The following is a 26,350-nucleotide window of genomic DNA, read 5'->3' as shown; positions in this document are numbered from 1 at the left end:
CGACCCCCTCGCTACCCCGCCGCATCGCGCGTGCCGGCAGTTGCCCCCGATCGAACAGGAGCCGACCTGTGTCCATGTCCGTCCACGAACTCCCCCAGCGTCCGAGAAGCGTTCTCCTCACGGGGGTGACGGGCTTCGTCGGGCAGGCCGTGCTAGAGCGGTTCGTTCGGGAGGACGTGGACGTCCACGTCGTGGTCCGCGCTCGCAAGGACGTCTCGGGTGAGGAACGCCTGGACGAGGTGCTGACCCGGAACGCGTTCGACCGTTGGCGCTCCGAGGTCGGCCCGGACGGGGTCGCCGCCGCCCGCGCTCGGCTGCACGTCATCGAGGCCGACCTCGCCGAGGGGTTGCCCCCGCTGCCTGCGGATCTCGACCTCGTCGTCCACAGCGCCTCGACGGTCTCGTTCGACGAGCCCTGGGACGCGGCCCTGCGCACGAACGTTCTCGGCCCGGCGCACCTGTACGACGCTCTCCATGCCGCCGGGGTCGACCCCCACGTCGTCCACGTCTCCACCTCCTACGTCGGCACCGACCGGGTCGACGTCGCGCTCGAGGAGCCCGTCGCCCACGACGTCGACTGGCGTGCCGAGGTCGAGGACTCGTTCGCCCTGCGTACCCGGTTGACGGAGGAGGCGGGGGGCGACCCGGCCGCCGCCCGCGACATCGAGACCGCGCTCCGCACTCACGGTCGTCGTCGGGCTCGCGAGCTCGGCTGGACCGACTCGTACACGATGAGCAAGGCGCTCGGCGAGCGCGTCGCCGAGGAGTGCTGGGCGGCGGGTGGACACCGGCTGACGATCCTGCGCCCGACGATCATCGAGAGCGCCGTCCAGCGACCGCACCCCGGATGGCTCGACGGCTTCAAGGTCGCCGACCCCCTCATCGCCGCGTACGCCCGTGACCGACTCTTCGCGTTCCCGGGGCACGCCGACGCCGTGGTCGACATCGTCCCCGTGGACGTCGTGGTCGACGCCGCCCTGGCCGCGGCCCGCATCCCCCACGACGCACCGGGCGCGCGGTACCTGCAGGTCGGCTCGAGTGTGAGCAACCCCATCACCCTGGACGAGTTCCGCGCCCACGTCGAGGAGCAGGTCGCGGCACACCCGTGGCCCGACCGTGCGGGCCGCCCGATCCGCCCGCGGCCGTGGCGCTTCCTCTCCCCCGACGAACTCGATTCGTGGGCCGAACGACGCGCCACCATGCTGGACCGTGCCGCCCGCGCCCTCGAACTCGTGCCGTTCTCGATGGGCGACGCCGGCCGCCGTCGTGTCGAGGCCGCCTCCCGCGGACTCACCCTCATGCGCGACTACGTCGCGATCTACCAGCCCTACACGTGCAGCCGAACGATCTACGACGACACCCAGACCCGTCGCCTGCTCGCCCGCGCCGAGCAGCTGGGCATCGCCGGGGCGCTCGACGTCACCCGCATCGACTGGCGCACCTACCTCGGCTCGGTGCACATGCCGAGTCTGGCGCGGCTCGCCCAAGAACGCCGGCGACGCTCGGCCTCGCGCCGACGCGCGGCCGAGGCTCGCACCGCCCCCGAACGGGTGCGACGACCTCACACGCGCCCCACGGCCGTGGCCATGGGCGCCGTCGTGTGAGGCATCGCCCGGGTGTGACGCGGGCCGCATCGGGACGCGCCGGCGCGGGTGCGTCCAGCAGAGGCCGTCAGGCCAGACAGGACGCCCCGAGCAGCGCCTTGAGGTCGCCGAACAGGGCCGGTGAGGCCGTGACCCGCAGGTTGTCGTCGAGCTTCATCACCACGCTGCGCCCAGGCTGGGTGAGTCGCAGATGCACCTCGGTGGCACCGGGGTGCTCGTGCAACACGCCCTTGAGTCGCGTCGCGAGCCCGTTGGTGGCCCGCGCGGCCGGCATCGACAGGACGACCGGGCCGCGAGGCCCCTCGGAGATGTCGGGCAGGGTGAGCTCCTGCGCGTAGATCGACACCTGGTCGTCGCGGCGGTTGATGCGTCCGCGCACGGCACAGACGACGTCGGTCGAGAGCATCGTGCTCACGGTCATGTAGGTGCTCGGGAAGAACAGGCACTCGACCGCGCCCTCGAGGTCCTCCACCGTGACGATGGCCCAGAGATCGCCCTTCTTCGTGCGCTTGAGCTGCAGTCCCGTGATGAGGCCGGCGATGGTCACCGTCGCCCCGTCGGCACGGCCCCCCTCCTCGAGGGTGGCCGAGACCGAGGCCACGGAGGTGTCGCTGTGCTGGGCGAGGATGTGCTCGATGCCGAACAGCGGGTGGTCGCTGACGTAGAGGCCGAGCATCTCGCGTTCGTAGGTGAGCAGCGTGTGCTTGTCCCACTCCTGGGTGGGGATCGGCGGCAGCCCGTCCAGCCCACCGGTGGCGTCGTCGTCGGCCTCGTCATCACCGAACCCGAAGGCCCCGAAGAGCGAGTCCTGCCCGATGGCCTCCTTGCGCTTGATGTCGACGAGCGCGTCGACGTAGCTCTCGTGGACCCGCACGAGACCACCGCGGGGGTGGCCGAGGGCGTCGAACGCACCGGCCTTGATGAGGGATTCGATCGTGCGCTTGTTGCAGACCACGGCCGGCACCTTGGAGAGGAAGTCGGAGAAGCTCGTGAACTCCCCCTTCTCCTCGCGCGCCGCGACGATGGCGTCGACGACGTTCTGACCGACGTTGCGGATCGCGGCCATACCGAACCGGATGTCCTCGCCCACCGCGGCGAAGCGACCGATCGAGGAGTTGACGTCGGGTGGCAGCACCTTGATGCGCATGTGACGGCACTCGTTGAGGTAGAGCGCCGACTTGTCCTTGTCGTCGGCCACGCTCGTGAGCAGCGCCGCCATGTACTCGGCCGGGTAGTTGGCCTTGAGATATCCCGTCCAGTACGAGACCAGGCCGTACGCGGCCGTGTGCGCCTTGTTGAACGCGTAGTCGGAGAACGGCACGAGCACGTCCCACAGCGCCTTGACGCTGGCCGGTGAGAACCCCGAGTCGAGCATGCCCTTCTCGAAGTTGACGAACTCGGCGTCGAGCACCTCGCGCTTCTTCTTGCCCATCGCGCGGCGGAGCAGGTCGGCGTTGCCCAGGCTGTAACCCGCGAGCTTCTGCGCGATCTCCATGACCTGTTCCTGGTAGATCACCAGGCCGTAGGTCGTGCCGAGGATGGGCTCGAGCGCGTCGATCATCTTCTGCTCGAGCTTGCCCGCGAGCCGCGGGTCGAGCGGGATGATCTCCTGACGGCCGTTCTTGCGCAGCGCGAAGTTGGTGTGGGCGTCGACGCCCATCGGGCCCGGGCGGTAGAGCGCGAGGGCGGCGGAGATGTCCTCGAAGTTGTCGGGGCGCATGAGCCGCAGCAGGGTGCGCATGCCGCCGCCGTCGAGCTGGAAGACGCCGAGGGTGTCGCCGCGGGCGAGCAGATCGTAGGTCTTGGCGTCGGTGAGGTCCTTGGAGAGCGCGTCGAGGTCGATCTCCTCGCCCCGGTTGAGGCGGATGTTGTCGATGGCGTCGTCGAGGATGGTGAGGTTGCGCAGCCCGAGGAAGTCCATCTTGACCAGCCCGAGCGTCTCGCACGTCGGGTAGTCGAACTGCGTGATGATCTGCCCGTCCTGCTCGCGGCGCATGATCGGGATCACGTCGATGAGCGGCTCGGAGCTCATGATGACGCCGGCGGCGTGCACTCCCCACTGCCGCTTGAGGCCCTCGAGACCGAGCGCGGTCTTGACGATCTCCTGCGCCTGCGGATCCTCGTCGTGCATGGCGCGGAACTCCGCCGCCTCGGCGTACCGCTTGTGCTCGGGGTCGAAGACGCCCGACAGCGGGATGCCCTTGCCCATGACGTCGGGCGGCATCGCCTTGGTGAGCTTCTCGCCCATGGCGAAGGGGAATCCCATGACGCGGGAGGCGTCCTTGAGGGCCTGCTTGGCCTTGATCGTGCCGTACGTGACGATCTGCGCGACGCGCTCCTCGCCGTACTTCTCGGTGACGTACTTGATGACCTCGCCGCGCCGACGCTCGTCGAAGTCGACGTCGAAGTCGGGCATCGACTTGCGCTCGGGGTTGAGGAACCGCTCGAAGATGAGGCCGTGCGGGATGGGGTCGAGGTCGGTGATGCGCATCGCGTACGCGCACATCGATCCCGCACCCGAGCCACGACCCGGCCCCACGCGGATGCCCTGGGACTTGGCCCAGTTGATGAAGTCCGCGACGACGAGGAAGTAGCCGGGGTAGCCCTTGCCGATGATGACCTCGGACTCGTACTCGGCCTGCTTGCGCGCGTAGTCGGGCACGCCGTCGGGGAACCGGTGGTGCAGGCCGGTCTCGACCTCCTTGAGGAACCAGCTCGTCTCGTCCTCCCCCGGCGGGCAGGGGAACCGCGGCATGTACCGGCCCTCGCCCTCGACGAACTCGACGTTGCACCGCTCGGCGATGAGCAGGGTGTTGTCGCAGGCCTCAGGCAGCTCACGCCAGAGGTGACGCATCTGCTGCGGGGTCTTGAGGTAGAAGTCGTCGGCGTCGAACTTGAACCGGCCCGGATCCATGAGGGTCGAGCCCGACTGCACGCACAGCAACGCGGCGTGGGCGGTCGCGTCCTCCGGCCTCGTGTAGTGGAGGTCGTTGGTGGCCACGAGCGGCAGCTTGAGCTCGCGAGCGAGACGCAGCAGGTCCTTCTGGATGCGGCGCTCGATGTCGAGGCCGTGGTCCATGAGTTCGCAGTAGAAGTTCTCGGGCCCGAAGATGTCGCGGAAGTCGCTCGCCGCCTGGATGGCCTTGTCGTACTGCCCGAGTCGGAGCCGGGTCTGGATCTCGCCCGAGGGGCAGCCCGTGGTCGCGATGATGCCCTTGCCGTAGGTCTCGAGCAGCTCGCGGTCCATACGCGGCTTGAAGTAGTAGCCCTCCAGCGAGGCGAGCGAACACAGCCGGAACAGGTTGTGCATGCCGGGGGTGTTCTCCGCCAGCAGCGTCATGTGCGTGTACGCACCCGAGCCGGAGACGTCGTCGCGGCCACCGTCGCCGTACTTGACCCGCGTCTTGTCGCTGCGGTGCGTGCCGGGCGTGAGGTAGCCCTCGATGCCGATGATGGGCTTGACCCCGTGCTTCTGCCCCTTCTTCCAGAACTCGTACGCCCCGAAGATCGACCCGTGGTCGGTGGTCGCGACCGCCGGCATGCCCATGCGCGCGGCCTCGCTGAAGAGGTCGTCGATACGCGCCGCACCGTCGAGCATCGAGTACTCGGTGTGGCAGTGAAGGTGGACGAAGCTGTCGGCTGCGGCGGGGCTGTTCTCACTCATCGTCCCGGCATCCTACGACCGCCCACCGACAAGCCTCCGGCGCCGCCTCGGAGGTCCTGGACCCCGGGCGTGGCGCGGACATGAGCGGGGTCTCAGAAGGCCGCGACGTCGGGCGAGGCGGGGGCGGTGGACTCCCGGTATCCGTGCACGTCATGCGTCAGGTGAGCACGCCTCACGTCATCCCGGCCCGGCTTGGGCGCTGTGTGCAGGCCGCATACGGCGTGTCTCGAGTACCGAGGCCCTGCACAGATGCGACGGCGTGATGAGGAGGCCGGAGCACGACGCGCGAGCGTCATGAGGACGGATGCTCGACGATGCCTCGCGCCCAGGCAGTCTCGGCCCCGAGGTCGAGACCGTAGGTGGGGCCGTCGCCCTCGGCATACCGGCCCAGGCGCCCGGAGCCGCGTTCGAGCAGCCGCAGACCTCCCCGCTGGTTGCCCCGCATCGCGTGGGTGACGGCGACGCACAGTTGCGCCATTCCCTGCCACAGCTCCCGCTCCGCGGCGGGGCAGGACTTCCATCGCGTCTCGTAGATCTCGTGCGCCGAGAACGGTCGCCCGGCCTCGATGAGCGCCTTCGCCGTGGCGATGGTCTCGGCCGGTGGTAGCGGTTCCTCCGACACCGGCTCCACGCCACGCGCACTGTACGGCAGCGGCCGTCCCAGCGCGTCCCGGGGCCGGGCCTGCCGTGCCCGGCCCTCGACGTCCCGATCGCGTGGATTCTGGGAACTCTGGCGGTCCTCTGCGCTCATGTCCTCGTTCATCGCGTCAGCCTCCTTCACCGCGATCGTCCGTGCCCCGAGTCTCTCTCAGGCACGACGTGCGCACACCTCACCAGCGCTCGGCTCATCTGTCAGGAGGCGCTCGACGTCACGGGGGGCGGGAAGGCGGGCGACCTCGCCACTCTCCTGCGCCCGCTTCTCGACCGAACGCCCTGAAATCACGCTCGGACAGGCGTTTCCACCGCCGCGAACCCGGTGGAAACGCCTGTTTGAGCGGGGGATCAGCCCTGGGAGAGGACGTCGAGGGCGTGCTGGAGGTCGTCGGGGTAGGTGCTCTCGAACGTCACGTACTCCCCCGAGCCGGGGTGGACGAGGCCGAGCCCGACCGCGTGGAGCCACTGCCGGTCGAGGCCGAGACGAGCGGCGAGCACGGGATCGCCGCCGTACTGCGGATCGCCGGCGCAGGGGTGTCGGAGCGCGGCCATGTGGACGCGGATCTGATGGGTCCGGCCGGTCTCGAGTTTGACCTCGAGCAGGCTCGCGCCTCGGAACGCCTCGATGACCTCGTAGTGCGTGATGCTCGGTTTGCCCGAGCTCATCACCGCGAACTTGAAGTCGTACCCCGGATGCCGGCCGATGGGGGCGTCGATCGTGCCCACCACCGGATCGGGCAGGCCCTGCACGAGCGTGTGGTACGTCTTGTCGACCTCACGGTTGCGAAAGGCGCGCTTGAGCATCATGTAGGCGTACTCGCTCTTGGCCACGACCATGAGCCCGCTCGTGCCGACGTCGAGCCTGCTGACGATGCCCTGCCGTTCGCTCGCCCCCGAGGTGGAGATGCGGTAGCCCGCGGCGGCGAGTCCCCCGACGACGGTCGGCCCGCTCCAGCCCACGCTCGGGTGGGCCGCGACCCCGACCGGCTTGTCGACGACCACGATGTCGTCGTCGTCGTGGACGATCCGCATGCCCGGGACGGGTTCGGCGACGACCTCGAGCCCGGTCGGCGCGTCGGGGTCGGGCAGGCTCACCTCGAGCACCGAGCCACTGCTGAGGCGGTCGGACTTGCCGACGACGCGCCCGTCGACCAGCACGTCACCTGCCGACGCGAGATCGGCCGCCTTCGTGCGCGACACCCCGAACAGCCGCGCGAGGGCCGCGTCGACGCGCTCCCCGGCCAGACCGTCGGGCACCGGCATCGTGCGCACGTCAGCCACGGGTCATCCCGTCGTCACTCACCCCGGAACGTGGCCGCTCGCGGCCGCCCTCACGCCCACCGGCGCCCACCTCGCCGACCGGCCCGGGGTCCTCCCCCGCCTCGGCGTCGTCCGCATCGACGGTGGCGCCGGCGCGGGGACCCGAGAGCGGGATGTCCCGCAGAGCCGCGACGAAGATGCAGACCGCCGCGGTGGTGATGAACGAGTCGGCGACGTTGAACACCGGAAAGTTCGGCAACATGAGGAAGTCGACGACGTGCCCGTGCGCGAAGCCCGGCGGCCGGGCGAGCCGGTCGGTGAGGTTTCCGAGCGCTCCGCCGAGGAGGAACCCGAGCGAGACGGCCCACCAGGCCGACCGGACTCGGGTTGCCGCGACGAGGATGGCGACCGCGATGCTCGCCATGATGACCGTGAGGACCGGGGTGAACGCCGTGCCCAGCGAAAACGCCGCACCCGGGTTGAAGACGAGCGTGAACTGCAACAGCCGCCCGATGAACGGCTCGGCCTCGCCCTGGACGAAACGGGCGAGCGCCCACTGCTTGGTGAGCTGGTCGGCAGCCCAGACGAGGGCCGCGATGAGGAGCAGGACGCCCGTCAGTCGCGGGGCTCGGGCGGTGGATGTGGCGGAAATCGGCGACGCTCCGTCTTCTGCTTGGACGTCACGCACGGCGTGGCGCGGGGAAGGGCCTGCGGGCGCGACGGGCAGGTGGGCTCGTCGCACCGTTCGCACACACCGTAGCTGCCGTCGGCGGGCCGGCCCAGCGCGCGCCGCGAGCGCTCGAGTGGCAGCCGTGGTGCCGGGCCGGCCAGAGGCGGGCCCGACACCCGCACGACGCAGGCGTGCTGGACCTGGACCGCGAACCCGGGCCGTGCGTCACGCGTGCGCGTGGGCCTCCCGGGACTCGCCCTCGGACTCTTCGTTCTCCGCGACGTTCTCGGCGGCGCGGTCATCGTCGTGTCCGTCGACCTCGAGCGCAGCGTCGGGCAGCTCGCCCGGCCGCACCTCGCCGTCCTCGCCGAGACGCCGCAGGTGGGTCTCGATGAACGACGTGAGCCGGGTGCGGTACTCACCTTCGTACTGCGAGAGCTCGGAGATCTTCGTGTCGTAGGCGCTGCGACGACGCTCGAGATCGGCGAGCACCTCCTTGCGGCGCGACTCGGCCTCGCCGACGAGCTGGGTCGAGGTCTGCTGCGCGGTGGTGACGAGCCGCTCGTGCTCGTCGCGCCCGGAGGTCACGAGGCGGTCGTGCTCGGCCTGGCCCGTGCGCACGAGTTCGTCATGCCGCGCCTGCCCGGTCTCGACGAGCTCGTCGTGGCGCGCCTGGCCCGTCTCGATGAGCTCGGTGTGCTTGACGCGGCCCTCCTCGAAGAGGCGGTCGCGCTCCTGGGTGCCCTCGTCGACGAGGCGGTCGTGCTCCTGGCGACCCTGGTCGACGTACTCGTCGTGCACCCGCTGCGCCAGCGCGATGACACCCGCGGCGTCCTGACCCTGCGCGGCCGCGGACGGCGCCTGCTCGGCGGTCGCCGCTGCACCTTCTGTCGACTCGGAGGATTCGGACGGCTCCGACGATTCGACCGATGCCGCCGCGGCCTTCTCCCTGGCCTCCTTCTCGGCCCGCTCGGCCTCGGCGATGCGAGCCTGCGCCTCCTGCTCGGCCTGCTGGGCGCGGGCGAGTGCGGCCTCGATGCGCTGCTGGGCCTCCTTCTCGGCCTTCTCCGCCTCGGCGACGGCCTGCGCGTCCACGACGCCGGCGGAGCCGCCCGCCGCGCCCGCCTTGCGGCGCAGGTCGCTGTTCTCACCCGCCAGACGACGCAGTTCGACGACGACCTCGTCGAGGAAGTCATCGACCTCCTGCTCGTCGTAACCACGCCTGAACTGAGTCGCGGTGAAGTGCTTGTTCAGGACGTCCTCAGGAGTGAGAGCCATGTCGAACCCTTTTGTCGCGCCGGTGTATCCGTTATCAGAGTAACGGAACCACGGCGATCCGCCGAGTCCGGTTCCACCAAGAATTCGCAGGTGGGAGGGCCATTCACGAACACGCGTCCAGGTCGGACGCCCGGCTGTGCGCCCGTCGGAACGCGGCGGGAGGCCGCCTCAGGCCATGGTGTAGGACAGCCGCGTCGCCAAGGAACCGAGGAACGACACCGCGAGGAAGAGCACGATGAACCCGAGGTCGAGGGCGATGTTGCCGAGCCGCAGCGGCGGGATGATGCGCCGCAACGCCTTCAACGGCGGGTCGGTGAGGGTGTAGATCGCCTCGACGAACACCAGGACGATGCCCCGCGGACGCCAGTCCCGGGCGAAGACCTGGATCCAGTCGATGACGAGGCGGATGATGAGCACGACGAGGTAGAAGTTGAGCAGGGTCGCCAGGAGTGAGAACAGCAGCTGCATGAGACGAGTATCGCCCGTGCGTCAGCTCTGGTTGAACAGCCCGCGGCGCGCGCGAGCGGCCTCACCGTCGCTGGAGGTGACCTCGAGGTTGACCGGCGAGAGCAGGAACACCTTGTTCGTGACCCGCTCGATGGTGCCCTGAAGCCCGAAGACGAGACCGGCGGCGAAGTCGACGAGGCGCTTGGCGTCGGCGTCGTCGAGGTCGCTGAGGTTCATGATCACCGGGGTGCCCTCACGGAAGGTCTCGCCGATCCGCTTGGCCTCGTTGTACGTCCTGGGGTGGATCGTGCAGATCCGGTGCACACCCGACACATCCACGTCCTTCACGACCTCACTGACCGGGGTTCGACGCGGGAACGGAGTGACCTCCGCCCCACGGCGCTCCTCGACCGGCGCGAGAGCCACGGTGGATCCGCGACGCTCGCGCGCCGAGGGCGCGGGGATCACGGTACCGGTCTCGGAGTCGTCGTCACGGCCTGCCGAACGGCGCTCCTCGCGCATCTCACGGACGGGCTCGTGGCGGTCGTGGTCGCGACGTTCGGAACGCTCGGCGCGCACCGGCTCCGCGTCGTACTCGTCGATGGGCTCGGAACGGCGGCGCGGGACCTCGCGCTCGTCGTACTCCTCCTCGTAGCGCACCTCGCGGTCGTCCTCGTCGGCCAGACCGAGGTAGACCCAGGCCTTGCGCAGTGCTCCCGCCATCAGTGTGCTCCCACCTACCGTGCTCTCGTGTGCTCTCGCGTTCTCGCTGTCGAGGACGCCCCACGACCGCAGTTGGACACACCGGCGAAGACGTGGACGTCTGAGGACACGCTAGCGGGCAAGTGGGCGGGCGCCCAGGATTGCCGAACCGACACGCACGTGAGTCGCGCCGTGGGCCAACGCCGTCTCGAGATCCCCACTCATGCCCGCCGAGCGCCACGACGCGTCCGGGTGGTCGCGCAGCAGGCGCTCGTGCAGGTCGGCCAAGCGCGCGAAGGCCGCTTCGGGGTCCTCCCCCAGGGGCGCGACCGCCATGACCCCGCGCAGATCGAGCACGTCACTGCCGGCGACGCGCTCGGCGAGGGCGGGCAGGTCGGCGGGCTGCACCCCACCGCGGCCGTGACTGTCGGCCTCGAGATCGATCTGCAGGAGCACGTCGAGACGACGATCGGCGGCGCGCGCCCCCTTCTCGAGCGCGGTGACGATCTTGACCCGGTCGACGGACTGGACGACGTCGGCGTACCTCGCGACCGAAGCGGCCTTGTTGCTCTGGAGCTGACCGATGAAGTGGACGCGTTCGGGGCGGTGTTCGCACTCCTCGAGCTCGGTCACCTTCGCGGCGGCCTCCTGGTCGCGGTTCTCGCCGATGTCGGTGACGCCGAGGTCGACGAGGGCGGCAGCGTCGGCGGCCGGGAAGAACTTGGTGACGACGACGAGCGTCGGGTGCGTGCCGGTGGCGGCGATGCGTTCGCGGGTTCGAGCGAGCGCCTCCGCCAGCTCGGCGCGGCGACCCTCCGATGCCGGCGCGCTCATCGCGACCACATCGAGACGACGCCCGCGAACCGCCCGGTGCGCGCCGAACGTCGGTAGCTGTAGAGCGCGGGGTCCTCGCGGGTGCATCCGGGGACCCACGTCACCGCGACATCGAGGGCGGCGAGGCGCGCGACGACCCCGGCCGCGACGTCGAGCGCGGGTGTCCCGGTCCACGAGACGGTGGCACTCACCGGGTGCGACGCGGAGACCTCGGTTCGCATCGCGTCGGGCACCTCGTAACACCGGCCGCAGACGCTCGGGCCCACGGCGGCGCGCAGCGTCCGAGCTCCGAGATCGCGGGCCGCCTCGACGGCGGCGTCGACGGCGCCCGCGGCGAGGCCGGGACGGCCGGCGTGCACCGCACCCACGACGCCGGCGTCGGGATCGGCGAGCAGCACCGGGGTGCAGTCGGCGACGAGCACTCCGAGGGCCAGCCCGGGGACGGCGGTGACGAGGGCGTCGACGCGCGGTGCGTCACCCTCCCACGGGCCGCAGGCCACGGCCACGTCGGCGCCGTGGCACTGCTCCATGAACAACAGACGAGATCGATCGACACCGACGCGCTCGGCCAACCGGACGCGGTTCGTCTCCACGGACCCCGGCGAATCACCCACGTGCCCGCCGAGATTGAGGCCCGCGAAGTCACCCGTCGACGTGCCCTCGGCACACGCACCCCGAGTGAAACCCCAGTCGACGAACGTACGAGTGGCGTGCGCAGAGGGATCGTCCGGCGAGGAGCCGGCGTCCACTTGCGCACGCCACGCGAACAATCCGGGGGGCCTTACTTGAGGAAGTCGGGCACGTCGAGGTCGTCGCCCTCGTCGAAGGTCACCGTGCGGGGCGGACGACCGCCCTGCGGCTGCTGCTGCGGCGGCCCGGCCTGCTGGGCCCGCTGGGGAGCCGGCTGCTGGCGCGGCTGTGCCTGACGCTGCGGCATGGGCTCGTGCGCGGGCGGCATGCCTGCCGGCTGCACGTGCTGCGGGGCGACGTGCTGCCGCTCCTGCTGGGGCTCGGGCTGGCGCGGCACCTGGCCCTGACGCGGCATGACCGGCTGCGAGAGCCCGCCCTCACGCTGCTGGTGTGACGGCGCCTGCTGCTGGGCGTACGCGGGCTGCTGGGCCGGCGGGGCCTGACGCGGCATCTGCGGCGGACGCTGCTGAGAGCCGGCCTGCTGGCGGCCTTCGTCGGTGCGCCGCTGGGGGCTGCCGCCGTCGAAGCCGGCCGCGATGACCGTGACGCGCACCTCGTCGCCGAGGGCGTCGTCGATGACGGCACCGAAGATGATGTTGGCCTCGGGGTGCGCGGCCTCCTGCACGAGGCGGGCCGCCTCGTTGATCTCGAAGAGACCGAGGTCGCTGCCACCCTGGATCGACAGCAGCACGCCGTGCGCACCGTCGATGCTCGCCTCGAGCAGCGGGCTGCTGATCGCGAGCTCCGCCGCCTGCACCGCGCGGTCCTCGCCGCGGGCGGAGCCGATGCCCATGAGCGCCGAGCCGGCACCCTGCATGACCGACTTGACGTCGGCGAAGTCGAGGTTGATGAGACCGGGCGTGGTGATGAGGTCGGTGATGCCCTGGACACCCGAGAGGAGCACCTGGTCGGCGCTGCGGAACGCGTCGAGCATCGAGACCGCGCGGTCGCTGATCGAGAGCAGCCGGTCGTTCGGGATGACGATGAGCGTGTCGACCTCTTCGCGCAGCGCGCCGATGCCGGACTCGGCCTGGTTGGCGCGGCGGCGACCCTCGAAGGTGAACGGACGCGTGACGACGCCGATGGTCAGTGCGCCGAGCGACTTGGCGATCTTGGCGACGACCGGCGCGCCACCGGTACCGGTGCCACCACCCTCGCCGGCGGTGACGAAGACCATGTCGGCGCCCTTGAGCGCCTCCTCGATCTCCTCCGCGTGGTCCTCGGCGGCCTTCTTGCCCACCTCGGGGTCGGCGCCGGCGCCGAGGCCGCGGGTGAGCTCGCGGCCCACGTCGAGCTTGAGGTCGGCGTCGCTCATGAGCAGCGCCTGCGCGTCGGTGTTGATGGCGATGAACTCGACGCCCTTGAGGCCCACCTCGATCATCCGATTGATGGCGTTGACACCGCCGCCGCCGATGCCGACGACCTTGATGACGGCCAAGTAGTTCTGCGGTGCTGCCACGGCGGGGCCTCTCCTGAAGACGATCTATCGGTCGCGCGGGACGGTGACACGGGCGTGCCGGGTCCACGATATGAGGTCGGACGCAGTCATCCCTTGACGCGCCGATTTGCGGCGAGTCGCAGCGGTATTACTGCGGTCCGCGCCCATCGTAATGGACGGTCGACAGAACACCCTGCCATCCCCACTCGACTTTCCCAACCCTTGACCTCTCATTGACGTCGAGCGGGGGTGACGGTCGAATCGGGCCCCTGGGTGGCAGACGCGGACGGTGTCCGACGGGCCGGCGCACCCGAGGAAGGCGACGACGTCCGATCCGGCTCCGCCGACGACGGGCTGCCGCTTCGGGCGTTCTGTCGCGGGCCCGGGGTCGGCGAATCGGCCGTGGAGGGCCCCGACGAGCCGGCCGATGCCGTCCCGCTCGGGGACGCGCTGCGCTCGGCGGACGTCACCGGTTCGGTGGGCACCGAGACGTCGATCCGGACGACGTTCGCGCGATCGACGAGATCGCGCACGACGGCGGTCTTGAGGCGGCTGTCGCTCGCATCGCCCCAGGTCACCTCCACCCCCGAGACGACCATGCGGATCGTGCCGAGGCGGTCGACGACGATGTCCCGCGCCTGCGTGCGCAGATCGGCGGGCAGGCTGGTGACGACGGTCGCGAGCGAGTGCAGGACGCTCGCGTCGGCCGGCCCCTCGCAGGAGGCGGCGACGACGTCGTCGGGGGCGGAGGGCACGCTCTCGTACGCCACCCCCTGGGCGTCGACGAGGCGGACGCCCGCGGTGCCCGGCGCCGTGACCGCGACGACGGGCGTGCGCGGCGTGGCGTCGACGACGAGGGTCGAGGGCCAGGACCGCGAGACCGAGACCGCGCTGAACAAACGGGTCGCGAGGACGTCGTCGCGGATGCCGGCCGTGTCGACCTGGACCAGAGGTTGACCCTTGGTCACCACGGCCGCGCTCTTCAGTGCGCCCAGTCGCGCCGGAGTCGTCCGGTACTCGACGTCGGTGACGCGCAGGAACGGGGCGAACCACAGGAGCGCCGCGAGGGCGACGGCGACGACGAGCACGGCCCCCACGCCGACGAGGAGGGCGCGCCTCCGCCCATGTCTCACCGTCCAGGTGAGGTCGAGGCGGCGGGCGGTGGATCCCGAACGCGTTCTCATCCGGCCGCCGACTCCTCGCGCGTCTCGGGGCGGCCCGTTCCGTGGACCCGCGCGTCCAGCATCGCGAGCAGGCGCGGACCGACCGAGGTGACCGACCCCGCCCCGACCGTGAGGACGAGGTCCCCGGGTACGGCGAGGTCGGCGAGCGTCTCGACCGCCGCGTCGAGCCCGACGACGTCGTGGACCGGCACATGCGGGGCGAGAGCGCGAAGCGCATCGGAGACGAGCAGCGAGCTCACGCCGGGGATCGGATCTTCTCGCGCGCCGTAGACGTCGAGCAGCACGACGACGTCCGCCCCGGCCAGCGCGGCGGCGAAGCGATCGGCGAAGTCGCGCGTCCGGCTGAACAGGTGGGGCTGGAAGCAGACGACGAGCCGTCCGGGCGCGCACACCTGGCGACCGGCCTCGACGACGGCCGCCACCTTGGCCGGGTTGTGGGCGTAGTCGTCGACGACGCGCACTCCCCCGGCCTCGCCCTTGGCCTCGAACCGGCGGCGGGTGCCGCGGTAGCCGGCGAGCCCGGCGAGGGCATGGTCGGGCTCGGCGCCGAGTCCGATGCACGCCGCGACGAGGGCCGCCGCGCCGTCGAGGAGGTTGTGCAGGCCGGGCAGCGAGACCTCGAGCTCCCGACCGTCGAGGGTGGCGAGCTCGGGGAACGCCTCCGTGTCGGCGACGAGCCGGGCCCGGCCGGTGAGGCCGTCACCGACGACGTCGACGAGGCGCACGTCGGCGCGCGCGTCGGTGCCGTACGTGAGCACCCGGGCGCCGGCGTCGCGTCGGGCGCAGGCCAGCCGCCAGGCACCGTCGTCGTCGGCGCAGGTGACGAGCAGCCCCTCGACCGACGAGCCCGGCTGCGAACTCGTGCCGACACTCTCGGTGAACAACGCGTAGGCCGCCTGCACGGCGTCGAACGAGCCGTAGAAGTCGAGGTGGTCGGGCTGGACGTTGGTGACGACCGCGACGTCGGGGCGATAGGCGAGGAACGTGCCGTCGCTCTCGTCCGCCTCGACGACGAACGCCTCCCCCGTGCCGAGACGCGCGTTGACTCCGAGCCCCATGAGCTCGCCGCCCACGGCGAAACCGGGGTCGAGGCTCGCCTCGAGCAGGGCCGAGGTGAGCATGGCCGTCGTCGTGGTCTTGCCGTTGGCGCCCGCCACGGCCACCCTGACGTGCCCGCTCATGAGACTGGCGAGGGCCTGGGATCGGTGGAGCACACGCAGGCCGGCCGCGCGAGCCGCTGCGAGCTCGACGTTGTCCTCCCGCACGGCCGAGGAGACGACGACCGTGTCGGCACCCGCGACGTGCGCCGGGTCGTGGCCGACGTGAATCGTCGCCCCCTGCGCGCGCAGCGACTCCAGTACGGGCACGTCGTTGGCGTCCGACCCGCTGACCTGCACCCCGGCGTCGAGCAGCAGGCGGACGATCGCCGACATCCCGGCACCGCCGGCGGCGAGGACGTGGACGCGGCCGAGCTCCGTCGCAGGCGGCACCTCCGCGGCGAGGTCGAACCGCGTGGTGAAGGGCAGGTCGCTCACGGGCGCCGACCTCCGGCGGTCTCGACGAGGTCGGCCAGCAACTCGTCGGCATCGCGTTGCCCGCACGAGGCCGATGCCGCCGCCATGGCCGAGAGGGTCTCCGGATCGGTGAGCAGCGGCACGACCTCCGAGAGGGCGCGCTCGGCGGTGAGCTCGGCGTCGTCGACGAGCTCGGCACCACCGGCGGCCACCACCTCGGCCGCGTTGACACGCTGTTCGCCGTTGCCGATCGGCAGCGGCACGAACACTGCCGGCAGTCCGACCGCCGTGAGCTCGCACACCGTGTTCGCACCCGAGCGGGCGACGACGAGGTCGGCGGCGGCGTAGGCGAGTTCCATGCGGTCGGCGTACTCGCGAACGACATAGGCGGGGCCGGGGCCCGTGGGCGCGTCGAACTCCTTGCCCCGGCCGCACAGGTGGATCGTCTGGATGCCCGCGGCGCGGATGCGTTGGGCCGCGGCTCCGAACGCGTCGTTGAGACGTTTGGCGCCGAGCGATCCGCCCGTCACGAGCAGCGTGGGCCTGTCGGCCTCGAGACCGTAGTGCGCGAGGGCCTCGGCGCGCAGCGCGGCGCGGTCGAGGTCGGCGATCTCTCGGCGCAGGGGCATGCCGACGACCGTGGCGTGCGGCAGCGGCGTGTGCGGAAAGGTCACGCCGACGTGCGAGGTGAGCCGACCGCCCAGCTTGTTGGCGAGCCCCGGGCGGGCGTTCTGCTCGTGGACGACGATCGGCACGCGGCGACGACGAGCGGCGAGGTAGGCGGGGCTCGCGACGTAGCCTCCGAACCCGACGACGACGTCGGTGTCGCGCACCACGCGGTCGGCGGCGCGCACGGCCTCCGCGAGGCGCCCGGGCAGGCGGAGCACGTCGGCTCCGGGGCGACGCGGGAAGACGACCTTGGGCAGGGTGGCCAGCGGGTATCCCCGGGCGGGAACCAGCCGGGACTCCAGGCCGGTGGCCGTTCCGAGTGCGGTGATCGCGACCTGAGGATGGCGGCGGCGCAGGCAGTCGGCGAGGGCGAGCAACGGCGAGACGTGGCCCGCCGATCCCCCTCCGGCGAGGACGACGGAACGCATCAGCGCCCCTTTCGCTTGTCGATCGAGGTGACGGCCCTGGCCGGCGAGCCCTGACGGCCGACTTTCTTCGCCTGCGGGTTCTTCGGTGCCGAGCGCCGCTTACGCAGCCCCTGCACGGCCCGACCCCACCGGCCCGGACGAGACGCGAGGGCCCGCCTGCATGCCGGCTCATGACGCGCGAACGCGATGACCATGCCGAGGGCCGCAAGGTTGGTGACGAGCGCCGACCCGCCTGCGGAGACGAGCGGCAGCGGAACGCCGATGACGGGCAGCAGTCCGATGACCGAGCCGATGTTGATCATCGCCTGGATGAGGATCCACACCATGACGCCGGTCGTCGCGAGGCGCACGAACTGGTCGTCGGCGCGCAGGACCACGCGGTAGCAGGCGACGGCCAGCAGGGCGTAGAGCACGAGGATGAGCAGGGTCCCGCCGAGCCCGAGCTCTTCGCCGATGATCGCGAAGATGAAGTCGTTGTGCGGTTCGGGCAGCCACAACCACTTCTCGACACTGGCCCCGAGGCCGCGACCGACGAGGCCGCCGTCGGCGAGGGCGAACTGGCCGTGCCGGGTCTGCCAACACTGGTGGACGTCGGTGCAGTTGAGCCACTGGTCGATGCGGTCCATGCGGTTGCCGCTGAGGAGCACCATGAGGGCGACGAGGCCGGCGCCCAGGCCACCGGCCGCGGCGAACAGCTTCCACGAGACCCCGGCCGCCCACAGCATGCCCGCGATGATCGCGAGCAGGATGAGCGAGGTGCCGAGATCGCGGCCGAGCAGCACGAGGCCGACGATGACGGCCCCGAACGGCACGAGCGCGGGCACGACGACGTGCTGCCACTGGTGCAGCCGCCGGCGTTTGGTGGCCAGGCCGAGGGCGCAGCAGAGCACGAGGGCGAACTTGCCGAGTTCGGAGGGCTGCAGGCGCACCCCTGCGAGGGAGACCCAGTTGCGGTTGCCGTTGACCGTGACGCCGAGGCCGGGCACGAAGACGAGGAGCTGGAGCAGCACGGCGATGACGAACGCGGGCAGGGCCAACCGCTTCCACAACGGCACCGGGATGCGGCTCGCGACGACGGCGCCGATCGTGCCGAGGACGGCGAACATCGCCTGCCGGCCGAACAGGCTGTACGGCGAGTCGTCCTGCACGAGCGAGGCGACCGACGACGCGGAGAGCACGACGACCAGCCCGATGAGCGTGAGACTCGAGACGACCGCGATGAGCAGGTAGTACGTGGACAGCGGGGATTCCAGCCGGGCCCAGAACGGGTGGGCCTCCGGAGGCGCTCCCCCCTCGTCGCCGGGGCGCGAGGCCGTCGACGGCCGGCGTGTGGCGGTGCTCATCGCTCGCCTCCTCTCCTCTCGTCGCGCGAGTTCGGGTCCTGGGTCGTGGGTTCCGTGTCGTGGGTTCTGGGTCGTGGTCGGCGTTCGTCGCTCGTCGTGGGGTGGGTGGTGTCGGTCAGCGTCCCAGCCGGGCGCGCACGGCCTCGGCGAATCGTTCGCCACGCACCTCGTAGTTGCGGAACATGTCCATCGAGGCCGCGGCCGGCGCGAGCAGCACGACATCACCGGGGCGGGCGAGCGTGGCGGCCGCGTCGACGACCTCGGCCATCGCCCCAGTGTCGGTGGTGGCGACGTCGATCGTCGGGACGTCCGGGGCGTGTCGGGCGAGCGCCTCGGCGATCCGCGCCCGGTCGCGCCCGAGGAGGACGACGCCGCGCAGCCGGCCGGCGTTCTCGGCGACGAGTTCGTCGACGTCGGCGCCCTTGAGCAGGCCGCCGGCGATCCAGACCACCGGATCGAACGCCCGCAGCGAGGCCGCCGCGGCGTGCGGATTGGTGGCCTTCGAATCGTCGATCCACGTGACGTCGCCCTCGACCGCCACCTCGGCGATGCGGTGGGCTTCGGGGGTGAAGGCCCGCAGTCCGTCGCGTACCGCGACGGGGCTCACTCCCGCGGCTCGGGCGAGAGCGGCCGCGGCGAGGGCGTTGGCGACGACGTGGGCCGGCGGGTCGACGGTGCCCCGCCGCAGGTCGGCGACGGTGCCGAGCTCGGCGGCCGAGGTCTGCCGGTTCTCGACGAAGGCGCGGTCGGCGAGGATGCCCTCGACCACACCCACCATCGACAGCCCCGGTGTGCCGAGTGTGAACCCGACCGCCCGGCAGCCCTCGACGACGTCGGCGTCGACGACGAGTTGCTCGGTCATCGGGTCCTGCACGTTGTAGACGCACGCGACGTGGGTGTTCTCGTAGACGCGCCCCTTGGCGGCCCGGTACTCCTCGAGGGAGCCGTGCCAGTCGACGTGGTCGGGTGCGACGTTGAGGCACGCCGAGGCCAGCGGGGAGACCGACCGCTGCCAGTGCAGTTGGAAGCTCGAGAGCTCGACGGCGAGCACGTCGTAGGGCTGCGGGTCGAGCACGGCCTCCATGATCGGGGTGCCGACGTTGCCGACGGCCCGGCTGCGCAGGCCGGCCGCGGTGAAGATGGCGTCGAGCATCTGCACGGTCGTCGTCTTGCCGTTGGTGCCGGTGATCGTCACCCACGGCGCGGCGCCCTCGGGTCGCATGCGCCACGCGAGCTCGACCTCGCCCCACACGGGGATGCCACGGGCGGCGGCGGCGACGAACACCGGCGAGCTCGGCCGCCAGCCCGGCGAGGTGACGACGAGCTCGACGCCGTCGAGCAGCCGATCCATCGCCTCGGAGGACTCCGACTCCTCGAGCGCGGCTCGGGCGTCGCCCGCGAGGACGAGCTCGGCGCCGAGGATCTCGAGGATCCGGCAGCGCTCGGTGAGCTGCTCGGACTCCCCGGAATCCACGGCCCGCACCACCGCGCCGCGCTCGAGCAGGGCGTCGGCGGCGGCGAACCCGCTCACCCCGAGACCGGTGACGAGGACGCGCAACCCCGCCCACTCGGCGCCGGCGTGGTCGAGGGGTCCGTGACCCGGCGGAGTCTCACCGCAGGCCACGTGCGTCACGTGCTCGGTCACAACGTGCCCCCGACGACGATCCACGGGGTGTAGAAGAGCGCGAGTGCGAACCCGACGCAGACTCCGGCGACGATCCAGAAGCGGATGACGATCGTCACCTCGTTCCAGCCCTTGAGCTCGAAGTGGTGCTGCAGCGGCGCCATACGGAAGACACGTTTGCCGGTCATCTTGAACGAGGCGACCTGGATGATCACCGACATCGTGATGATGACGAACAGGCCGCCGAGGATGATCATGAGCAGCTCGGTGCGGGTCGTGATCGCAAGACCCGCGAGCGCGCCGCCGAGGGCGAGTGAGCCGGTGTCACCCATGAAGATCTTGGCCGGCGAGGCGTTCCACCAGAGGAACCCGACACAGGCGCCCATGAGCGCGGCCGCGAAGATCGCGAGGTCGAGCGGGTGCGGGGTCTCGTAGCACAGGGCCGTGTTCGCCCCCAGCCGCGAGCACCGCTGGTTGAACTGCCAGATGCCGATGAGCACGTACGCGCCGCTGACCAGCACGGTCGCCCCGGTCGCGAGCCCGTCGAGGCCGTCGGTGAGGTTGACGCCGTTGCTCGTGCCCGCGATGAGCAGGTTGATCCACAGCACGAACAGGACGAACCCGACCACGGGCCCCCAGAGGAAGAGGTCGACCGGCAGGTCGTGCAGGAACGAGAGCCGGGTCGAGGCCGGGGTGATGCCCCGCTCGTTGCTCAGGGTGAGGGCGAGCACCGCGAACACCGTGCCGACGCTCACCTGCCCGACGAGCTTCTGCCACGAGCGCAGGCCGAGGCTGCGGGCCTTGCTGATCTTGATGAAGTCGTCGGCGAACCCCACGAACCCCATCCCGACCATGAGGAACATGACGAGCAGGGCGCTCGCCGACAGCGGGGTGACCGTGACGAGGTGGGCGAGGAAGTACCCGGCCATCGTGGCCCCGATGATGACCGCGCCACCCATCGTCGGCGTGCCGCGTTTGGTGTGGTGGGTCGTCGGGCCGTCGTCGCGGATGAACTGGCCGTAGCCGCGCCGCACGAGGAACTTGATGAACAGCGGCGTGCCGAACAGCGCGACGACGAGCGAGATCGCCGTGGCGGCGAGCACGGGCTTCATGAGGAGACCTCCTGGGCGGTCAGACGGTCGCCGAGGAGGCGGAGTCCCGCATCCCTGCTCGACTTGAGGAGGACGACGTCGCCGGGTCGCAGCTGGTCGTCGAGGAGTTCGTGAGCGGCGTCCAGGGTGTCGACGCGGCGCACGAGATCCACTCCGCCACGCTCGGCGCCGAGGGCGATCGCGGCCGCGTCCGGGGCGACGGCGACGACGGCGTCGAGGCCGAGTTCACCGGCGAGCCGGCCCATGCGCTCGTGCTCGGCCGCAGAATCGGGTCCGAGCTCGTACATCGCGCCGAGGACGGCGACGGCACGGCCCGTGCGGGTCATGCGCGCGAGGGTGCGCAGGGCGGCGGCCATCGAGTCGGGGTTGGCGTTGTACGCGTCGTTGACGACGACGACACCGTCGGGCCGCTCGGTGCGCTCCATGCGCCAGCGGCTGCCGGGGCGGGCGCTCTCGAGGCGTTCGACGACGGCGTCGAGGTCCATGCCGATCTCGAGCGCGGTCGCGACGACCGGCAGCGCGTTGTCGACCTGGTGCTCGCCGAGCATCGCGAGTGCGACGGGGACCGCACGATCGTCGACGTGGAGCGTGAACGAGGGGGCTCCGCTCGCATCGAGGCGCACGTCGGTCGCGCGCACGTGGGCGTCCTCGCTGCGTCCGGTGAGACAGACGCGGGCCGCCGTCTCGGTCGCCATGGCCCGCACGAGGGGGTCGTCCGCGTTGAGCACCGCGAGCCCGTCGGCGGGAAGGGCGGCGACGAGCTCGGTCTTGGCCCGCGCGATGACCTCGCGGGAGCCGAACTCCCCCAGATGCGCGGAGCCGACGTTGAGCTCGATGCCGATGCGTGGCGGGGCCATGCGCGTGAGGTAGTCGATGTGGCCCAGACCTCGGGCCCCCATCTCGACGATCAGCACCTGCGTCGTCGGGGTGACTCGGCACACGGTGAGGGGGACGCCCACCTCGGAGTTGAGCGAGCCGACATTGGCGACGGTCTCGCCGTGGCCCGAGAGCACGTGGGCGAGCAGGTCCTTGGTCGTCGTCTTGCCGGAGGACCCGGTGATGCCGACGACGACCATCCCCTGTTCGACGCGCCGCCGCACGACCTCCGCCGCGAGCGCGGCGAACGCCTCCTGCACGTCGGTGACCAGGACGTACGGCAGTTCCTCGACGGGTCGCGTCACGAGTGCCGCCACCGCGCCGGCGGACCTCGCGCCACCGGTGTAGACGTGCCCGTCGGCGTGCTCGCCGATGCGGGCGACGTACAAGGATCCCGGCCCCGCCTCGCGAGAGTCGGTGACGACCGGGCCGTCGAGGACGATGCGTCCGGTCTCGTCGGAGGCCGTGCCTCCGTTCGGACCGTGCACCGTGCCGCCGGTGATGCCGGCGACCTCGGCGAGGGTGAGGGGGATCATCGGGTCTCTCCTGCGATGCGTTGCCACGCCCGCCGCACGGCCTCGCGGTCGTCGTAGGGGTGGACGTGGTCGCCGATCTGCTGGCCGGTCTCGTGGCCCTTGCCGAGCACGGCGATCGTGCCGGCGGGACGCGCGAGCCGCAGGGCGGTCTCGATCGCGGCCTCGCGACCGTCGACCGCCTCGGCCGTGCTCGCCATCGCGGTTCCCGCCGATGCGGCGTCCTCCGCGAGCGCCTCGCGGGCGCCGGCGAGCACGGCGGCGCGGATGGCCGCCGGGTCCTCGTGCCGGGGGTTGTCGTCGGTGACGACGACGTGGTCGGCCCACGATGCGGCCGCCCGGCCCATGGCCGCGCGCTTGCCCGGGTCGCGGTCTCCGCCCGCACCGAGCACGGCGACGAGCGGCCCGTTCGTGCCGGGTCGCAGCGCCTCGAGCACGGAGGTCACGGCGTCGGGGGTGTGGGCGAAGTCGACGATCGCGCGGGGGGCGTCGGCGCCGAGGTCGACGTTCTCGGCGCGGCCCGGAACGGTCGTGTCGGTCGCCAGTGCGCGCTCGACCTCGTGCGGGTCGACGCCGAGGGTCAGCAGTGCGAGGGCGGCTACCGCGGTGTTCGTGCGGTTGAAGTCGCCGGGCAGCGGTGAGCGCAGCGCGAGGACGTCGTCGTCGTCGCGCGACGCGGCCGTGAGGGTGAACTCCTGCGCTCCGGGCTCGGCGTCGATGACCCAGTCGGCCCCTCGTTCACGCGAGTTCGACACCGTGACGACCGGGATCGTGGCTCCGTCGGCCACCGCGCGCCCCCAGTCGTCGTCGACGCACACGATCCCGCGTCGGGCCCGCTGGGGCGTGAACAGCGAGGCCTTGGCCCGCGCGTACTCGGCCATCGTGTGGTGGAAGTCGAGGTGGTCCTGGCTGAGGTTGGTGAAGCACGCGACGTCGTAGACGATCCCGTCGACCCGATGCAGCACGAGTGCGTGGCTCGAGACCTCCATCGTCAGGTCGGTGACGCCGCGCTCGACCATGACCGCGAGCAGCCCTTGCAGGTCACAGGACTCCGGCGTCGTGCGCACGCTCGCGATGTGCTCGTCGGCGATCCGGGTCTCGATCGTGCCGACCAGCCCGGTCGTACGTCCGAGCGCCCGCAGCGCACCGTCGAGGATGTAGGCCGTCGTGGTCTTGCCGTTCGTGCCGGTGATGCCGACGCTGCGCAACTCACCGGCCGGGTGGCCGTAGATCTCGGCCGACACCTCGCCCAGCACGGCACGCGGGTCGTCCGTGACGAGCGCCGGCACGACGGCGTCGAGCTCCTCGATCGTGCGCAGCCCGGCCTCGTCGGTGAGCACTGCCCGCGCCCCGGCCTCCAGTGCCGAGCCGGCGAATCGCGCGCCGTGGACGTGGGCGCCGGGCAGGGCGGCGTAGAGGTCGCCGGAGACCACGGTGCGGCTGTCGAGACCCGCGCCGGTGACGGTGACGTCGGGGTCGCCGACGAGGCGGATTCGAGGCGACGTCAGGCTGCCGACGGTGGTCGGCAGCACGTCGCGGGGGCGTCCAGGAGGTGTCATCACGGCCGAAACTACCGTCCCGTCGGGGCCGGTGCTTCATCGGTGGTGCGCCCGCTCGACGTGCTGCTCGGCCCGCGACCGGGGTCGGACGTTTCCGAGGTCGACCCGCTTGGAGTCTCGGTGCCGGAGGCCTCCGGCGTCCTCGTCGGCGTGGTCGTGGACGTGGGGGTGCGGTTGCCCTGCGGCGCGCCCGGCGGCGTGATCGACCCGGGGGTCGGGCCGTTCTCGGGCATCCCGTTCTCGAGCTCGTCCTTGTTCAGGGGGTAGTGCTGGGGCACGACCGGCCCCGGCCGCTCACCGGTCTCCTTGAGCGCGTAGGACATGATCTGTTGGAACACCGGCCCGGCCACCGTGCCGCCGTAGATCGGGTGTCCCTTGCCGGGTTTGTTGACGATGACGGCGACGACGTACTGCGGGTCCTCGGCCGGGGCGTACCCGATGAACGAGGAAACGTATCCGCCCTTGACCTGGTCGAGCGCGGTTCCGGTCTTACCGGCGATGCGCACTCCCGGGATCGCGGCGGCCTGGGCGGTGCCGCTCTCGCTGACGACGATCTCGAGCATGCGGCTCATCTCGTCGGCCGCCTTCTCGGGCAGCACGCGCACGGGGTCGGGCTGCGGGGCGGGATGGAAGCGTCCCTCGGCGTCGTACTCGCCCTCGACCAACGTGGGCGAGATGCGCTCCCCCTTGTTGGCGATGGCCTGGAACACCCCGGCGTCCTGCACCGCGGTCATCGCGACGCCCTGGCCGAACATGATCGTGTACCAACGCGTGTCGTTCCATTCCGACGACGGCGGGAAGATGCCGGCGCTCTCGCCGGGGAAGTGCACGGCCGTCTGCGAGCCCACCCCGAACTTGCGGTAATAGGACTCGAGGGTGGCCTTCGACATCTGCTCGGCGATGAGGATCGTGCCGATGTTGCTCGACTGCGCGACGATGCCCGCCGTCGTGAGGTCGAGGGTCTTGTGATCGTGGCTGTCTCGGAACGGGCGGGGGTCGGAACGCTGCAGCCGGTTGGGCACCTCGTAGAGGGTCGTCGGGGTGGTCTTGCCCTCGGCGAGCGCGGCGCCGATCGACATGACTTTGGCGGTCGAGCCCGGCTCGAAGGTGTCCTGGAACGGCAGGCTGCCGAACACCTGGCCCTTCTTGCTGCGGTCCGCCGGATCGAAGCCGGGGTACTGGGCCACGGCCCGCAGCCGGCTCTGCCGGTCGAGCACGACGGCGTAGCCCGACTCGGCCTCCATCTCCTGCACCTTGCGCGAGATGGCGTCGTAGGCGACGTACTGCAGGTCCTGGTCGATGGTGAGCCGCACGTTGCGGCCCGGCACCGCGGGCTTGATCGTCTGCTGACCGAGGGGGATGACGCGGCTGTCGCGGGAGATCTCGCGTACGGCCTCCCCCGGGGTGCCGGTGAGGGAGCCGTCGAGCAGGTGTTCCAGGCCACCGCCGGAGTGTCGGGCCGTGCCGTCCTGGCCGACCCACCCGACGAGCGGGGCCACCGGCTCGGCGCCGGGGTAGGTGCGCACGGAGTCCATCTGCGAGGCGACGCCCGGGATGCCGAGCTCGGCGATGCGGCGCCACAGCGAGGGCTCGATCTGCCGGGCGACGACCGCGCCGAGGCTCGTTCCGGTGAGGCGATCGCGCATCTCGTCCTGGGACACCCCGAGGATCGGGGCCATGGCCGCGGCTGCGCCGTCGACGCCGACGACCTCCTTTTTCTTCGTCACCGGGTTCTTGACCTCGTACTCCTTGACGAGGTTCTGGTCGACGAGCACCGTGCGACGTTCGACGCTCGAGGCGAGTGGCACGCCGTAACGGTCGAGGACCGCGCCGCGCTGGGCGGGCAGATCGGTACGCCACGAGCGCACCTCGAGCCCCTCCGCCGCGATCCGGCCGGCGTCGATGAGCTGGACGCGCACGAGCTGCGCGGCGAAGAGGGTGAAGGCGAAGAGCATCGCGACGAACAGGGCACGCACGCGCCGCCGCGCGGCAGGGTGCCGCCGGGTGCGCGACGCGCCTCGGGAGCCACGCCCGCGTCCGCCACCGCGGCGTCCGCCGCCGGAACCTCCCGATCCCCCGCCGTGGCCTCCCGAGCCGTGGCCCGAGCCGGCACTCGGAGCGTCCTCGACGAACTCGCCGCGACGGTCGCGCACGGCCTTGTCGTCGAGGGCGCGGGTGCGCTCGGGGACGCGTCGTCCCTGAGGGTCGCGGAGGCGACGGGACGACGCGTCGTGTTCGAGGGGGCGACGCGCCTGCAACGTCACGGT

General features: G+C 71.4%; 20 protein-coding genes. 1 reads left to right on the top strand and 19 read right to left on the bottom strand.

Annotation, left to right across the window (positions count from 1 at the left end; genetic code table 11):
* Positions 1-74 precede the first annotated feature (74 nt).
* The gene (locus BN1197_RS09635; protein ID WP_052466366.1) at positions 75-1,604 is read left to right on the top strand and encodes an SDR family oxidoreductase; all 1,530 of its coding nucleotides are present in this window, start codon (positions 75-77) and stop codon (positions 1,602-1,604) included.
* Positions 1,605-1,671: 67 nt separating this feature from the next.
* Here the strand turns inward: BN1197_RS09635 and dnaE are convergent, their stop codons facing one another.
* The 19 genes from dnaE to BN1197_RS09540 all read right to left on the bottom strand — a co-directional run bounded on the left by dnaE (position 1,672) and on the right by BN1197_RS09540 (position 26,347).
* Positions 1,672-5,268, bottom strand: coding sequence for a DNA polymerase III subunit alpha (gene dnaE / locus BN1197_RS09630; protein WP_040158726.1), 3,597 nt, complete (start codon positions 5,266-5,268; stop codon positions 1,672-1,674).
* Between the two features lie 292 nt (positions 5,269-5,560).
* Positions 5,561-6,031, bottom strand: coding sequence for a DUF309 domain-containing protein (locus tag BN1197_RS09625; protein WP_245851873.1), 471 nt, complete (start codon positions 6,029-6,031; stop codon positions 5,561-5,563).
* 239 nt (positions 6,032-6,270) lie between these two features.
* A complete protein-coding gene (locus BN1197_RS09620; RefSeq protein WP_040158723.1) occupies positions 6,271-7,203 on the bottom strand; it encodes an RluA family pseudouridine synthase in 933 nt (310 codons plus the stop codon).
* The gene (gene lspA / locus BN1197_RS09615; RefSeq protein ID WP_245851872.1) at positions 7,196-7,924 is read right to left on the bottom strand and encodes a signal peptidase II; all 729 of its coding nucleotides are present in this window, start codon (positions 7,922-7,924) and stop codon (positions 7,196-7,198) included. The genes BN1197_RS09620 and lspA overlap by 8 nt, the downstream gene beginning before the upstream one ends.
* A 153-nt stretch (positions 7,925-8,077) precedes the next feature.
* Positions 8,078-9,130, bottom strand: coding sequence for a DivIVA domain-containing protein (locus BN1197_RS17965; RefSeq protein WP_040158721.1), 1,053 nt, complete (start codon positions 9,128-9,130; stop codon positions 8,078-8,080).
* A gap of 168 nt (positions 9,131-9,298) precedes the next feature.
* Positions 9,299-9,598: a YggT family protein gene (locus BN1197_RS09605; RefSeq protein WP_040158718.1), complete on the bottom strand. Its 300-nt coding sequence runs from the start codon at positions 9,596-9,598 to the stop codon at positions 9,299-9,301.
* A gap of 21 nt (positions 9,599-9,619) precedes the next feature.
* Positions 9,620-10,300, bottom strand: coding sequence for a cell division protein SepF (locus BN1197_RS09600; RefSeq protein ID WP_040158716.1), 681 nt, complete (start codon positions 10,298-10,300; stop codon positions 9,620-9,622).
* A gap of 111 nt (positions 10,301-10,411) precedes the next feature.
* The gene (locus BN1197_RS09595) at positions 10,412-11,113 is read right to left on the bottom strand and encodes a YggS family pyridoxal phosphate-dependent enzyme (RefSeq protein WP_040159042.1); all 702 of its coding nucleotides are present in this window, start codon (positions 11,111-11,113) and stop codon (positions 10,412-10,414) included.
* Entirely contained in the window at positions 11,110-11,862 is a 753-nt protein-coding gene (locus tag BN1197_RS09590; protein WP_315969808.1) for a purine nucleoside phosphorylase YfiH/LACC1 family protein, read from the bottom strand. Before BN1197_RS09590 ends, BN1197_RS09595 begins: the two co-directional genes overlap by 4 nt.
* A 32-nt stretch (positions 11,863-11,894) precedes the next feature.
* On the bottom strand, positions 11,895-13,262 hold the full coding sequence (gene ftsZ, locus BN1197_RS09585; protein ID WP_040158711.1) for a cell division protein FtsZ: 1,368 nt from the start codon (positions 13,260-13,262) through the stop codon (positions 11,895-11,897).
* Between the two features lie 209 nt (positions 13,263-13,471).
* Positions 13,472-14,425, bottom strand: coding sequence for a cell division protein FtsQ/DivIB (locus BN1197_RS09580; RefSeq protein WP_040158709.1), 954 nt, complete (start codon positions 14,423-14,425; stop codon positions 13,472-13,474).
* Complete coding sequence (gene murC, locus BN1197_RS09575; RefSeq protein ID WP_245851879.1) at positions 14,422-15,858, bottom strand: UDP-N-acetylmuramate--L-alanine ligase; 1,437 nt, start codon at positions 15,856-15,858, stop codon at positions 14,422-14,424. The genes BN1197_RS09580 and murC overlap by 4 nt, the downstream gene beginning before the upstream one ends.
* A gap of 98 nt (positions 15,859-15,956) precedes the next feature.
* Positions 15,957-17,036 carry an undecaprenyldiphospho-muramoylpentapeptide beta-N-acetylglucosaminyltransferase gene (gene murG, locus BN1197_RS09570; RefSeq protein ID WP_040158706.1) on the bottom strand — a complete coding sequence of 360 codons (1,080 nt, stop codon included), beginning with the start codon at positions 17,034-17,036 and terminating at the stop codon, positions 15,957-15,959.
* Positions 17,036-18,379, bottom strand: coding sequence for a putative lipid II flippase FtsW (ftsW, locus tag BN1197_RS09565; protein WP_082043760.1), 1,344 nt, complete (start codon positions 18,377-18,379; stop codon positions 17,036-17,038). Before ftsW ends, murG begins: the two co-directional genes overlap by 1 nt.
* A 115-nt stretch (positions 18,380-18,494) precedes the next feature.
* Positions 18,495-20,024 (bottom strand): UDP-N-acetylmuramoyl-L-alanine--D-glutamate ligase, encoded by a 1,530-nt coding sequence (gene murD, locus BN1197_RS09560; protein WP_052466363.1) that lies wholly within the window; start codon positions 20,022-20,024, stop codon positions 18,495-18,497.
* A complete protein-coding gene (mraY, locus tag BN1197_RS09555; protein WP_040158703.1) occupies positions 20,021-21,115 on the bottom strand; it encodes a phospho-N-acetylmuramoyl-pentapeptide-transferase in 1,095 nt (364 codons plus the stop codon). Before mraY ends, murD begins: the two co-directional genes overlap by 4 nt.
* Positions 21,112-22,527 carry a UDP-N-acetylmuramoyl-tripeptide--D-alanyl-D-alanine ligase gene (locus tag BN1197_RS09550; RefSeq protein ID WP_040158700.1) on the bottom strand — a complete coding sequence of 472 codons (1,416 nt, stop codon included), beginning with the start codon at positions 22,525-22,527 and terminating at the stop codon, positions 21,112-21,114. Before BN1197_RS09550 ends, mraY begins: the two co-directional genes overlap by 4 nt.
* The gene (locus BN1197_RS09545) at positions 22,524-24,083 is read right to left on the bottom strand and encodes a UDP-N-acetylmuramoyl-L-alanyl-D-glutamate--2,6-diaminopimelate ligase (RefSeq protein ID WP_040159032.1); all 1,560 of its coding nucleotides are present in this window, start codon (positions 24,081-24,083) and stop codon (positions 22,524-22,526) included. The genes BN1197_RS09550 and BN1197_RS09545 overlap by 4 nt, the downstream gene beginning before the upstream one ends.
* An 11-nt stretch (positions 24,084-24,094) precedes the next feature.
* Entirely contained in the window at positions 24,095-26,347 is a 2,253-nt protein-coding gene (locus BN1197_RS09540) for a peptidoglycan D,D-transpeptidase FtsI family protein (protein WP_052466361.1), read from the bottom strand.
* Positions 26,348-26,350: the final 3 nt, after the last annotated feature.

Source organism: Mobilicoccus massiliensis, from assembly GCF_000826525.2.
Classification (GTDB): Bacteria; Actinomycetota; Actinomycetes; order Actinomycetales; family Dermatophilaceae; genus Mobilicoccus; species Mobilicoccus massiliensis.
Note: the sequence above shows the minus strand (reverse complement) of the source record. Positions and strands in the feature narration are given on the sequence as shown.

Bases quoted from the DNA above. Each gene is read 5' to 3' on its own strand.
- BN1197_RS09600 (WP_040158716.1), bottom strand. From the start codon at position 10,300: ATGGCGGGAGCACTGCGCAAGGCCTGGGTCTACCTCGGTCTGGCCGAC.
- BN1197_RS09625 (WP_245851873.1), bottom strand. From the start codon at position 6,031: ATGAACGAGGACATGAGCGCAGAGGACCGCCAGAGTTCCCAGAATCCA.
- BN1197_RS09635 (WP_052466366.1), top strand. From the start codon at position 75: ATGTCCGTCCACGAACTCCCCCAGCGTCCGAGAAGCGTTCTCCTCACG.
- BN1197_RS09545 (WP_040159032.1), bottom strand. From the start codon at position 24,083: ATGACACCTCCTGGACGCCCCCGCGACGTGCTGCCGACCACCGTCGGC.
- murG (WP_040158706.1), bottom strand. From the start codon at position 17,036: ATGCGTTCCGTCGTCCTCGCCGGAGGGGGATCGGCGGGCCACGTCTCG.
- ftsW (WP_082043760.1), bottom strand. From the start codon at position 18,379: ATGAGCACCGCCACACGCCGGCCGTCGACGGCCTCGCGCCCCGGCGAC.
- BN1197_RS09580 (WP_040158709.1), bottom strand. From the start codon at position 14,425: ATGAGAACGCGTTCGGGATCCACCGCCCGCCGCCTCGACCTCACCTGG.
- mraY (WP_040158703.1), bottom strand. From the start codon at position 21,115: ATGAAGCCCGTGCTCGCCGCCACGGCGATCTCGCTCGTCGTCGCGCTG.
- BN1197_RS09550 (WP_040158700.1), bottom strand. From the start codon at position 22,527: ATGATCCCCCTCACCCTCGCCGAGGTCGCCGGCATCACCGGCGGCACG.
- murC (WP_245851879.1), bottom strand. From the start codon at position 15,858: ATGTCGGCGATCGTCCGCCTGCTGCTCGACGCCGGGGTGCAGGTCAGC.
- dnaE (WP_040158726.1), bottom strand. From the start codon at position 5,268: ATGAGTGAGAACAGCCCCGCCGCAGCCGACAGCTTCGTCCACCTTCAC.
- BN1197_RS09595 (WP_040159042.1), bottom strand. From the start codon at position 11,113: ATGAGCGCGCCGGCATCGGAGGGTCGCCGCGCCGAGCTGGCGGAGGCG.
- BN1197_RS09605 (WP_040158718.1), bottom strand. From the start codon at position 9,598: ATGCAGCTGCTGTTCTCACTCCTGGCGACCCTGCTCAACTTCTACCTC.
- BN1197_RS17965 (WP_040158721.1), bottom strand. From the start codon at position 9,130: ATGGCTCTCACTCCTGAGGACGTCCTGAACAAGCACTTCACCGCGACT.